10 protein-coding genes are annotated in these 12049 nt (G+C 61.9%); 3 read left to right on the top strand and 7 right to left on the bottom strand.

All coding sequences use genetic code 11. The annotated features are described in order from the left end of the window. The 3 genes from QM649_RS19370 to QM649_RS19360 all read right to left on the bottom strand — a co-directional run. On the bottom strand, nucleotides 1-1516 hold a 1516-nt coding region (locus QM649_RS19370; RefSeq protein WP_415200727.1), incomplete at its 3' end, for an ABC transporter permease. A 24-nt stretch (nucleotides 1517-1540) separates the two neighbouring features. Continuing rightward, entirely contained in the window at nucleotides 1541-1882 is a 342-nt protein-coding gene (locus QM649_RS19365) for a PadR family transcriptional regulator (RefSeq protein ID WP_415200726.1), read from the bottom strand. Nucleotides 1883-2011: 129 nt separating this feature from the next. Next, entirely contained in the window at nucleotides 2012-2194 is a 183-nt protein-coding gene (locus QM649_RS19360) for a hypothetical protein (protein WP_415200725.1), read from the bottom strand. Between QM649_RS19360 and QM649_RS19355 the strand changes: the two genes are divergently transcribed. Then, a complete protein-coding gene (locus QM649_RS19355; protein ID WP_415200724.1) occupies nucleotides 2175-2600 on the top strand; it encodes a hypothetical protein in 426 nt (141 codons plus the stop codon). The two genes, QM649_RS19360 and QM649_RS19355, sit on opposite strands and share 20 nt — an antisense overlap. 333 nt (nucleotides 2601-2933) lie before the next feature. Here the strand turns inward: QM649_RS19355 and QM649_RS19350 are convergent, their stop codons facing one another. Beyond that, entirely contained in the window at nucleotides 2934-4673 is a 1740-nt protein-coding gene (locus tag QM649_RS19350; protein ID WP_415200723.1) for a transglycosylase SLT domain-containing protein, read from the bottom strand. A 236-nt stretch (nucleotides 4674-4909) separates the two neighbouring features. Here QM649_RS19350 and lepA point away from each other — a divergent pair, with 236 nt between their 5' ends. Further along, the gene (gene lepA / locus QM649_RS19345; RefSeq protein ID WP_415200722.1) at nucleotides 4910-6721 is read left to right on the top strand and encodes a translation elongation factor 4; all 1812 of its coding nucleotides are present in this window, start codon (nucleotides 4910-4912) and stop codon (nucleotides 6719-6721) included. A 394-nt stretch (nucleotides 6722-7115) separates the two neighbouring features. On the opposite strand, the gene QM649_RS19340 is transcribed toward lepA, so the two are convergent. From QM649_RS19340 to QM649_RS19330, 3 genes are all read right to left on the bottom strand, one after another. Next, nucleotides 7116-7772 carry an OmpH family outer membrane protein gene (locus QM649_RS19340; RefSeq protein ID WP_415200721.1) on the bottom strand — a complete coding sequence of 219 codons (657 nt, stop codon included), beginning with the start codon at nucleotides 7770-7772 and terminating at the stop codon, nucleotides 7116-7118. A 244-nt stretch (nucleotides 7773-8016) separates the two neighbouring features. Next, nucleotides 8017-10830, bottom strand: coding sequence for an outer membrane protein assembly factor BamA (gene bamA / locus QM649_RS19335; protein WP_415200720.1), 2814 nt, complete (start codon nucleotides 10828-10830; stop codon nucleotides 8017-8019). Nucleotides 10831-11028: 198 nt separating this feature from the next. Next, nucleotides 11029-11211 (bottom strand): CPXCG motif-containing cysteine-rich protein, encoded by a 183-nt coding sequence (locus QM649_RS19330; protein ID WP_415200719.1) that lies wholly within the window; start codon nucleotides 11209-11211, stop codon nucleotides 11029-11031. A gap of 194 nt (nucleotides 11212-11405) precedes the next feature. Here QM649_RS19330 and QM649_RS19325 point away from each other — a divergent pair, with 194 nt between their 5' ends. Next, nucleotides 11406-11936 carry a YybH family protein gene (locus tag QM649_RS19325; protein WP_415200718.1) on the top strand — a complete coding sequence of 177 codons (531 nt, stop codon included), beginning with the start codon at nucleotides 11406-11408 and terminating at the stop codon, nucleotides 11934-11936. The last annotated feature ends 113 nt before the right edge of the window (nucleotides 11937-12049 follow it).

Below are 12049 nucleotides of genomic sequence, written 5' to 3'. Positions count from 1 at the left end.
CCGCCTGCGCTCGACGCTGGTGATGGCCGAGGTGGCGTCCTCCGCGCCCGGCCATGCCGCCGCGGCCCCCCTCGCTCATCGGCATCGCCGGAGGCTTCATCGCCAGCAGCAGCGCAGGTGCAGCGCCGGCAGCCGCCGTCGCCAGAAGGCAGATGCTCACCGTGAACAGCGCCGTGCGCACCTCTCCGCCCTGCGGCAGCGCGAGATTCATCTGCCCGGCAGGCAGCAGCACTGCGAGCAGCTTCACCGTCCAGCGCGTGGCCACGAGGCCGAGCACCGCGGCGGACAGCGTCAGCATCAGGCACTCGGTGAGGACCTGCCTTGCCAGCCGCCAGCGTCCCGCCCCCAGCGCGAGCCGCGTACCGTACTCGCGCTGCCGCGCCGTCGCGCGCGCCAGCAGCAGGTTGGCCACGTTCACGCACACAATCGCCAGCACCAGCAGACAGATGCCCATCAGCATCCGCAGCGGAGCAGCCAGCAGCCCCTGCGCTCCAAAGGGCGAGTCAGCCATCGGGATCAGCCTTGCGCTCATGCCCGCATTCGTATCGGCATCGGCCTTTGCCATGCGAGCAGCCAGCGTTGCGAGCTCCTGCTGCGCCATGGCCATCGACACACCCGGCTTCAGCCGCGCGATGCCGATCACCGCGCGATCTTGCCGGTCGCGCATCATCCATGCGGGCACGCCTTCGAGCATGGGGCGCTCCAGGTACGGCACCCAGATGTCGAAGGCCATCGCCGTCATGGAGCCCTGGAAGGCCGGATCGGCTACGCCCATCACCGTGAGCTCATGCTCATCCACGCGGATAGTGCGGCCGACGATCGAAGGATCGCCACCATAATGCGAGCGCCAGTAGCGATCGCTGAGGACAACAGCGGGATAGCCGTTCGGCGTGTCGCCATACTGCGCGGGCGAAAAGAGCTGGCCCACTTCCGGCTTTACGCCCAGCACGGCGAAGAAGTTGCCCGAGACAAACTCGCCGCCGAGGCGTTCCGTGCGTCCACGCGGCCCCACCGAGAATGCATGCGGACGATACACCGCGATCCCGTCCAGCAGCTTGAGACGATCGCGGAAGTCGATGTAGTCCGGGTAGGAGTTCGGCACGACCTCGCCGTTTGCCGTCAGCGAATCGAGCGCCACAATCCTCTGCGGCTCGCTCACCCCCGCAAGCGGATGCAGCACCACTCCATCCATCCAGCGGAAGACCGTAGTGGTGGTCGCGATGCCCAGCGCGAGCGTTGCCACGGCGACTACCGTGAAGCCCGGACTGCGGCGCAGCGTCCGCGCGCCGTACAGCACGTCCTGCACCAGTTGCTCGAGCCACGGCAGGCCCCTGCGCTCGCGATACGCCTGCTGCGCCTGCGCAACGCCGCCATGGCGCACCAGCGCCTGGCGCCGCGCCTCCTGCTCGCTCAGACCACGGCGCACGCCGTCTTCGATCTCCATCTCCAGATGGCTCTCGAGCTCAGCCGCGAAGTCGCTGTCATTTCTCTGCCACACGCCCACGAGCCGCAACACTCCCGCTCTCACCCGATGCAGCATTTATGCCTCGCTCGGTCCGCTCAGGAACCGGTCCACGATTGCCGCGGTCTGCTGCCACTCCTCAGTCTCACGCTGCAGCTGCTTCCGTCCGGCGCGCGTCAGCTCGTAGAACTTCGCCTTGCGGTTGTTGTCGGAGACGCCCCAGCGCGAGGCGATCGCGCCTTCCTGCTCGAGCTTCAGCAGCGCCGGGTAGAGCGTGCCGTAGTTCAGCGAGAGAGCCTCGCCGCTCGTCTGCTCGATGCGCCGCGCGATCCCGTACCCATGCTGCGGTCCCATTACCTCGAGCGTCTTGAGCACCATCAGTGCCAGCGTTCCCTGACGGACATCCGTTTTGCCACCCACGCGATACCTCCTATGGCATGCCAATAGAGCATGATCTATTCTCTATGGGAAAGCAATAGGAAAATAGACGCAAAAAAGCCCGGCGCTTTGCCGGGCTCTTTTGCTTGCCTCAATACAACCGGGTTGGAGTTACTTGGTGGTCGTTGCCTTCTTCGCGGCCTTCTTTGCAGGAGCCTTCTTGGCTGCCTTCTTCGCAGGAGCCTTCTTGGCAACTGCCTTCTTCGCAGGAGCCTTCTTGGCGACTGCCTTCTTCACAACAGCCTTCTTGACCGCCTTCTTCGCAGGAGCCTTCTTGGCCGCTGCCTTCTTCACTGCCTTCTTAACTGCCAAAGGTGTACCTCTTCTGGTTGATTTTTTGGTGCTGGCGCTCTTCTTGCCGGCTGCGGACTTCTTCACAGCCTTCCCGCCGCTTGCGCCTTTGCTGCTCTTCTTCGCGGCAGATTTCTTTGCGGCCTTCTTCGCCGGCGACTTCTTGGCCACGGCTTTCTTCGCCGGAGCCTTTTTGGCTGCGGCCTTCTTTGCCGGAGCCTTCTTCGTCGCCTTCTTGGCCGCTTTCTTGACTGCAGGAGCGGGAGCGTCGTTCACCGGAGCGCTGATCACCGGCTCCGACTTCAACTCCTCTTCCTCGTCTTCTAAATCATCGTCATCGGAAGAAACTGAAATCGAAATTTCTTCTTCCTCGTCTTCGCCGAAGCCGTCTTCCAGATCTTCCGGATAATCTTCGGTCTCTGGTGCGTAATCGTTGTCGCTCTTTGCGTAAAGCTTGCGATCATCCTGCATCGAATTGGCCCTCCGGCCTCTTTATCCTGGCGATTCTTCTGACGTATTTCGCTGCGGAGAAAAGCTCCCGCGCCGCGAATTATAGCAACAGAATGCAACGCTTTGCGCCGGAACGCAAGCCGTTCGTCGAAGGATGAATCAAGTTTGTGGGCATGCGCGGAGCCGCATTCCATGCGGCTTTCCGCTATCTGCACTTTATGCCGGCCGCAGTTACCTGCTTCCCGCTCACGCGGCGCGATGCAGAAGCGCGATCGCTCCCCATCGCGCGCGATCAGGAATGACGCGGCTTTGGCTTCTTTTCCGCACTCGACTTCGCGGTGGACTTTCCGCTCGTCTTCGTCGTGCTCTGCTTCGTCTTGCCGGTGCTCTTCGACGCTCCCGCCTTCGTTGTGCCGCTGCTCCTGCCCGACACTTCATGCCTTGAAGAATGTCTGCCGCTGCTCACGTGCGCAGGCTCGCTGATGTAAAGCCGTCGGCCTGCAGGCACCGCCGAAGTGCTGAGATGGTTCCAGCGCTTCAGGTCTTCCACCGTTACGTTGAAGCGATCGGCCACCGTCACCAGCGAATCGCCGCGGCGCGCCACATAGATCGAGCTCTTGCTCGGCGACGTTGCCTGCGATATTGGGATCACCACCGCGTCGAGCCCGCTCAGGTCGCCGCCTTCGGCGATCTGATTCTCGGTCGCGATCTCGGATGCGCTTACGTGGAACTCACGCGCCACATCTTCCAGCGTGTCTCCCGGATGCACCACGTGGTAACGCCAGTAGCGGCGCTTGTCCTCCGGGATCGCAGCGATGCGCTTGGTGAAGAGATCCTTCGTGCCTGCGGGCAGATGAAAGTCGTAGCTCTCATCCGGCGGCGTACAGCCGCGCAGCAGGCTCGGGTTCAGATCGGCAATCTCGGACGCCGTCGTACCCACCAGGTCGGCGGCAAGCTGGAAGCTCACCGCGTAATCGGTCTGCACCGTGTCGGTCACGATCGGCGGATCGGGCGTAATGTCGTCGAGGCCATACTGCTTCGGGTTCTTCGCGATCAGCGCCACCGCGATGATTTCCGGCACGTACTCCTTGGTCTGCTGCGGCAGGTTGTTGCGCTTGTAGAGCTCCCAGAAGTCGGCATAGCCGGTGCGCTGCACCGCGTGCTGCACCGCGCCCGCGCCCCAGTTGTAGGCCGCGATCGCCAGGTACCAGTCGCCCAGCTGGTCGTAGTTCGCCTTGATGAGCCGCGCGTAAGCCTGCGTCGCCTTCTCCGGATCGAAGCGCTCGTCATACCATCCATTGCGCGCGAGACCATAGACGCCCCACGGCATGAACTGCCACATGCCGCCCGCGCCCGAACCCGCATTCATCGCCTGCGGGCGGAAGCCCGACTCGGCGAAGGCGAGATAGATCAGATCCTGCGGCAGACCTGCATCCTTCAGCACCTTCGCGATCATGGCGCGATACCGCCCTGCGCGCTGCAGCGAGGCGACGATGGTGCCGTGGCCCACGCGGCTCTTGGTGAAGAAGTCGATGTAGCCGGCGACCGTGTCGTTGATCACCAGCGGAAGATCGGACTGGGTCGTCTTCAACGCGGCCTCGGCCTGCGCCACCACAGCCGGGTCCACCGTGAAGGTCGCCTGCTCGGCGGCTTCGGCCGGCGTCGGTTCGGCCGGAGCCTGCAATCCGCTGCCCTGCTTGAGCGCGTCCATCTCGATGGTATTCACCGCGTCCACGATGTGGTCGAACTCATCGCTCAGGTCCGGATCGCTCTTGATCGGGATGCCGGAGGTCAACATCTGGTCCACCGCGTAGTCGAAGTTCGACCGCGCTGCCGCCAGATGTCCCTGCTGATAATTCGAAACGCCGTTCTGGTACGCCTTCTCGACGCCCTGGATCAGCTGCTCCACGCGCTGATGCTCGGCGGCATTGCGCACAGGCGCGGCATTCTGGGACTGCGAGACGGCTGTCGCGGAAGAGGACAGCGCAGCGAGCGTCGCGGCAAGGGCAAGAACGGGTCGGGAGATAACCATGCTTTCTCTATTGAGACGAACGAGCGATGGACTTCTCTCACTCCACCCAGCTGCCAGCGTTCTCTCTCGGCTTATTGTATGGGGCCGAACGCGCCGCGCCCTTCCATCGCGCATCAGGAAAGCGAAATTGCGCCCCTTCGCTGCCACCCCTGAAGCCGTCGCCGCACCCCTCTGCTGATAAACTTGTCTTTTGAAAGGTTCATCCCGCGCTGCCCGTTGCGCGCCTCTATCCCTTCATGGACAGCAAGTACATCCGCAATTTCGCCATCATCGCGCACATCGATCATGGCAAGTCCACGCTCTCTGACCGGCTGCTCGAGCTTACCGGCTCACTCACCGCGCGCGAAATGCAGGCGCAGGTGCTCGACGCGATGGATCTGGAGCGCGAGCGCGGCATCACCATCAAGGCGCACTCGGTGCGCATGATGTACCCCGCGAAGGACGGCAACACCTACCAGCTCAACCTGATCGACACGCCCGGCCACGTCGACTTCTCCTATGAGGTCTCGCGCTCGCTCGCTTCGTGCGAAGGCGCGCTGCTGGTCGTCGACGCCTCGCAGGGCGTCGAAGCGCAGACGCTCGCAAACGCCTACCTCGCCATCTCCAATGGTCTCGAGATCATCCCGGTCATCAACAAGATCGATCTCCCCAGCGCCGACATTCCGCGCACCCAGGAGATGATCGAGTCGGCCGTCGGCATCGACGCCACCGACGCCATTCCGGTCAGCGCCAAGACCGGCCTCGGCGTACCGGACATCCTCGAAGCCGTCGTGCACCGCCTGCCCCCGCCCACCGGCGATCCGGACAAGCCGCTGCAGGCGCTCATCTTCGACTCGTGGTTCGACGCCTACCGCGGCGTCATCGTGCTCGCCCGCGTCATCAATGGACGCATGCGCAAGGGCATGAAGATCAAGCTCATGTCGAACGGCAAGGTCTTCGACATCGAGTCCATGGGCGTGCTCACACCCAAGCCCGTCGAGATCCAGGAACTCTCCGCCGGTGAAGTCGGCTTCTTTGTCGCGACCATCAAGAACGTCGCCGACACCAAGATCGGCGACACGGTAACCGACGCTTCGGCACCTGCCGACGACATGCTGCCCGGCTTCGAAGACATCAAGTCGATGGTCTTCGCCGGCCTCTATACCGTCGACTCGCACGAGCACACCATGCTGCGCGAAGCCCTCGAGAAGCTTCGCCTCAACGACTCGTCCTTCTTCTTCGAGCCGGAGAGCTCGGCCGCGCTCGGCTTCGGCTTCCGCTGCGGATTTCTCGGCCTGCTCCACATGGAGATCATCCAGGAGCGCCTCGAACGCGAGTTCGACCTCGACCTGATCACCACCGCTCCGGGCGTGCGCTACAAGATCACCATGACCGACGGCTCGACCCTCGAGGTGGATAACCCCTCGCGCTGGCCCGACGTCACCGAGATCGAGCAGATCGAGGAGCCGATCATCACCGCCACCATCCTCACCAACGAGGAATATGTCGGCGGCATCCTCAAGCTGGTGGAAGACAAGCGCGGACGGCAGAAGAACCTCGAATATGTAACCCCGACTCGCGTGATGATCACCTACGAGCTGCCGCTCAACGAGATCGTCCTCGACTTCTACGATCGCCTCAAGAGCGTCTCGCGCGGCTACGCCTCGCTCGATTACCACATCTCCGGAACGTGGGTCTCGCCGATGGTCAAGATGGACATCCTGGTCTCCGGCGAGTCGGTCGACGCGCTCTCGATCATCGTGCATCGCGACTTTGCCTACGACCGCGGCAAGGCGCTGGTCTCGAAGATGCGCGAGCTGATCCCAAGGCAGATGTTCGAGGTCGCGATCCAGGCCGCCATCGGCGCCAAGATCGTCGCCCGCGAAACGGTGAGCGCCATCCGCAAGAACGTTATCGCCAAATGCTACGGCGGCGACATCTCGCGTAAACGCAAGCTGCTGGAGAAACAGAAGGAAGGCAAGAAGCGCATGAAGCGCATCGGCAAGGTCGATATTCCGCAGGAAGCCTTCCTCGCCGTACTCAAGATCGGCGAAGACAGCGGCCGCTAAGTTCCCGACAGATGCAAAACAGAAAGGGCAGAAGCTTCGGCTTCTGCCCTTTGCGCTCTCCGCGTTCCATTTTGGGGCATGCAAAAGTCACACGCCTTTAACCGCTTCTGTGGAAAGCAGTTAGGCGCGCCGCCGCGAATGCGCCATTTCGGGCACACGTCGGCGTTGTCTTTCGCATTGCGAAAAAGCCTTTTATTATCAAATATTTACAAAGATCAAACCGGGAAGCGCAGAAAGCCGGAGACATCCAAACTTGGGGTGCTTCCCCCAGGAGTCGGAAAATCTTCCACATTTTTTTCCACAGAATCCGAGTCTCCGGAACGGAGGTCGTCAATAAATTGTAGCAGCAAAAAGGGCGACCCGCTCTTGCGGGCCGCCCTGATTTTTGCTTGGCTTACTGCTTCGGAGCCGTGCGCGGCGCAGCGGCAGGCTTTGCCGGCGTCGGAGCCGAAGGCGCAGGCGCGGGAACGCCCGACTTCGCGTTGTAGGCATCGACCACAGCCTTGGTGATGTCGGCGCCCTGGTTGGCCCAGAGGACCGTCGGGAGCTGCTGCTGCTGACCGGCGCTGGCATCCAGCACCAGGCCGTAGCCGTTGTCCTTCGCGTAGCTGTTCAGCACCGCGAAAACCTTCTCGGCCAGCTGCTGATAGCTTTCCTGCATCTCGCCCTGGAAGTCGTTCTGCGCATCTTCACCGTTGCGCTGATACTCCTTCTCCTTTTCGTCGATCTGCTTCAGCTTCGTCTGGCGCTCGGCGTCGCTCAGCGTGCTGCCGGAGGTCTGCAGCTGCTTCTTGAGCGCGTCGATGGAGTCGGCTTCGTTCTTCAGCTGCGTCTGCTTCGGCTCGAACTTCTGCCGGAGCTCAGCCATGTCCCGCTGCCCCTCGTTGCTCCCCAGAACGGCGGCCTGGAAATTGATCACAGCAACCTTGGTAGCGCCCGTGGGAGCGGTCGCTGCGGCTGCGGCGGCGCCCGTCTGAGCGAAAGCGCTCGCGCCCATACCCGCGGCCAGCAGACCGGCAAAAGTCATCGAACGTGAAATTACACGCATCATGGAAATGAAAGTTTCCTCCGTTTTCAGTTGGATCGCCCGCACATGCGGAAGCGAACATCGCTTCCTGATCTACCTGCTGCGTTGTTCGTGAGGCAGATACCGATCTTTAGACGATCGGATTGCGGTGACGAGACACGACCAGAAGACAATCTCAGGAACTGAGCCGAATTATAGGTGCGCCCATAGGCAAGGTCAAACCGGCGGATGGTCAAAATATGCTGAATTCCGCCGGTTTTCCCCGTTTTTAGAACGTCGTTGCGACCGACAACCGGAACGTTTTCTTAGGCTCACGCAGCTGCAGCTGGGAACCGTAAAGTTCCTGAGACAGAGCATACGTATAGTCGCCTGCGCCACCCGTCGGGAACATGCTGCGGGTGATCAGGTTGGTCTGCGCAAAGTCCTTGTGCATGGTGAGCGGGTTGTACGCGTAGTAGATACGGAACGGCGCGTTGATGATCGGCATCATCACATCCAGCTCGCCGCCGATCGAGTCGCGCGGAGCATAGTTCGTGCCCGAAATCGGCTCGATGTACTTGTTGAACTGAATCTGCACACCACCCTGGCAGGCGCCGTTGACGTAGTTCGGGCAGCCATACAGCGGGGAGTCGAGCATCGCCTGGCCTTCCGGGCTCTGGCGCAGCTGGGTGGTCGACGTCGCCATATCCATGCCGAAGTCGTTGAAGATCACGAACGCCACCGTGCGCGCATAGATCGGAATCGTGTACTGCTGGTTGGCAACGATGTTGAGATCGCCGCCGATCGAGGCAATACCGTACACCGGCAGGGGAATCTGGATCGCACCGTCCGACGGGTTCGTCGGATCGCGTGGAACCGTGCTGCCGTCCGGGTTGGTCAGGTTGAACAGCACCTTGGTCGGCACGAAGCCGTACGGGGTCGCCGAGCGGATATCGAAGCCGCGCAGTTCCTGCTCGCCGCCCGAATAGAAGCGGTTGAACGGAGGAGCCACGTCGCCGCTGATGCCGTGGATGTACGAGGCCTGCAGGCGGTAACCGAAGACGTTGTGGCCTTCCTTGTCGAACTTCAGTCCACGCACCGGGTGGAAGCTGCGGTATTCGACCGTCGGGCTGATGTAGCGGACGTTGCCCCAGAGGCCGGCCACCTGGAACAGAGCCGAAAGCTCATGGCCCGAGTGCGGTTGGTAGGTCGCATCCAGCTTGTTATCCATGAAGCTGAAGGCCGCCATGCTGCTTACGATGCCTTCAAGCGCGTTCTGACCCTGGATGCCGCTGCGGAAGGCCAGCGTCTGGAAGAAGCTGCTCGAGGCCGCGCTGAAGGTCGACACCGAAGAGCGATCCAGCGTGTAGGTAAAGCCGACACGCTTGAAGCTGTGGTGCGGAAGCGGGTAGCTGCCCGAAACCGAGAAGCCGGTCGACGACTGGTTGTACTTCTGGAGCAGGGACTGCGTCGCGTTCTGCTGGTTCGCAGAGCCGGTGAGGCTGTAGTTCTTCGACGAGTTGTAATCCTGCTTCGTGTTGAAGATCTGGAAGCCGAGGTTCAGCGGACGATTGTGCACATACGGCTCGTTGAAGCCGAAGCGCACGTTACGCTGCACTTCACCGACGTTGGCCTGCACGCTGAGCGTTTCGCCAAGACCGAGGAAGTTGTTGGTCTGGTAGTTGAGGCCGAGGAACGATCCGCCCAGGCCGCTGACGCCGCCGTTCAGGCCGATCGAGTTCTTGCCCTTTTCCTTCACCTTGAGCAGCAGTTCGACCGTGCCCGCCTCGGTGTTCTGATGGGTCTCGGAGTCCTGATCCACCTTGAGCGGATCGAAGTAGTCGAGCTGGTTCAGGCGCTGGAGGCTCAGCTCCCACAGGCGGCTGTTGTAAACCTGGCCTTCTTCGAGCATCAGCTCACGGCGGATGACGAAGTCGCGGGTGGTGGTGTTGCCCTGGAACTCGATGCGCGACACATAGAACGGCTTGCCTTCATCGATATCGATGTTGAAGGCGACCGTGTGGTTCGCTTCGTCGAAGGTGGGCGTCGGGATACCCGAATAGTTGATGTAACCCAGCTGGCCATAGGCCTTGCGCAGGTTTTCGGTGCCCTTATAGAAGACGGTCGCGTTGAAGTAGTCGCCGTCCTTGACCGGGATCTGCGCACGCAGGGCCTTCACGTTGGTCACGGCCTTGTTGCCGGTGAAGGTGATCTTCGAGAGGCGATAGCGGCCGCCCTCTTCGATCGGCAGCGTGATGTCGATCCGCTTGCCCTTCTTCGGGCGGAACGTGATCATCGACAGTCCGGTTTCATTGCGCAGGTGCGTCTTGGCGTCGCCCACGCTGGCGCGCAGGTAGCCGCGGTCGCGATAGGCCTGGCGCACGCGCTCGGAGTCTTCTTCGAGCTTGCTGGCGTCATAGGTACGCGCAAACAGGTTCTCGAGGAAGATCGAGTGCGGAATACCGACCGGGCGCAGGTTCTTCATCGAGGCGCGCAGGTCGCGCGAGCTCACGTGCTCATTGCCCGTGAAGCGGATGTCGCCCACCTTGACCTTGGGGCCTTCCTTGATGACGAAGTTGATCTGCACCGAGGCCGGCGGAATCTTCTTGATGTCCGGCTTGATCTCGGCGAACTGGTGGCCGTGCTCGGCCTCAAGTTCCTTCAGCACCGCGATGGCGTGCGCCATGCGCGCCTCGTCGAACTTGCTCTCGACCGAGATGCCGACCTTCTCCTTCTTGAAGCGGTCCAGTACGTCGGACTGCGTGAGGGAGTTCAGGCCCTTGTAGTTGATCTCGCGGATCGTCGGCTTTTCGGTGACGTACACGTCCAGGATCACGCCCTTCGGCGAGTCTTCCTTCTCGATGTACACGTTGTCGAAGTAGCCCGTGTTCCACAGCGAGTTGAAGTCACGCTCGACCGTCAGCGGATCGTAGGGATCGTTGACGTGGCTGAACATGCGCGCCAGGACCGTTTCCTTCGGGATTTCACGATTCCCGATGACACGGATCTGGCTAACGATCTGCTGCTGTCCCCAGGCCGTAAACGCGAGGAGGCAGCAGAACAACGGCAGAAACTGCAGCGAGCGACGGAGGCTACGGCGCAAAGTCTGGCTCTTTTGTGCGGAGGAGCTTGCGCCCCAGCGTTCGACGGGAAAAATAGTCACACCCTCACTGCAGAAAATCAGGCGAATCTTGAGGAAAAGGCGATTATAAGGGACGGAACGGGTAGAACCCAACTCCGCAGTGCGCGCCGGAGTACCCTGTGCCATCAGACGTTTGCGGCGCGATGCGCCCCTGAGCGGTTAACTTTCCAGTTCAGCCCGGATGAGGTACCCCTCGCCGTCCCATTCGATGGCAAGCACATTCGGCTTGCAGCACACCTGGCAGTCCTCGACGTAGCTCTGCCGGCGGCCTCCGCTCTCATCCACAACCGTCTCATTCCACTCTCCACAGCCCGCGCACTGGAAACCCGCCTCTAAAGGCATGGCGACCCCTGTAGACTCCCAAATCCGTTTTTAGTCTATCGGAAGGTGCGGGACTTCGCCTCCCGAACTCGCCTCACCGTTTGACGTTCGAGTTCGCTTTCCGCACCCGCCGCGCGCGGAATTATCTCCAACTGCGTCAACAGCCCAACATCCGGTGCAATCTCTGGCACACTGGGAGCCTCTGGAGAATGCCCATGACCTCGAATCCTGGCCGCCGCCTCGCACTCCCCTCATCTGTTGTGATCCTGCTCCTTTCCGGAGCGCTGCTGGTCAATGCCGCTGTCCTGTTCCTCCAGCAAAAGGATCGGCGTGCCCACGCACAAGTGGCCGCGCAGGCCCCCGCGGCCATCCTCCAGGTGCTCAAGGACCAGCAGGAGGCCTGGAACCGGGGCGACGTCGTGACCTTCATGCGCGGCTACAAGGACTCCCCCGGGACCACCTTCATCGGCTCCAGCGTGCAGCACGGCTACCAGCCCATCCTCGAGCGGTACAAAAAGAACTACTCCACGCCGGAGGCCATGGGTCATCTCGACTTCAGCGATTTCCTGGTCCGCATGCTCGGCTCCGATTACGCCGTGGTCACCGGCCGCTTCCACCTGACCCGCACCGCCGCCGGTGGAGGCGACGCCCATGGCATCTTCTCCCTCACCTTTGAGCACGAGCCACAAAAGGACGACTCAGGGGGGTGGCGCATCATCCTCGACCACACCAGCACCACGCCGTAAGGCTGCTGCGCGCTGGGCGATCTGCCTTCGGCCTCTGCTCCCGCTGCTCGCGAGATGCGGCTCAGGGCTCAGGGCTCAGGGCTCAGGGCTCAGGGCTCAGGGCTCAGGGCTCA

It is taken from the genome of Silvibacterium sp., assembly GCF_047605705.1.
GTDB lineage: Bacteria > Acidobacteriota > Terriglobia > Terriglobales > Acidobacteriaceae > Silvibacterium.
Note: the sequence above shows the minus strand (reverse complement) of the source record. Positions and strands in the feature narration are given on the sequence as shown.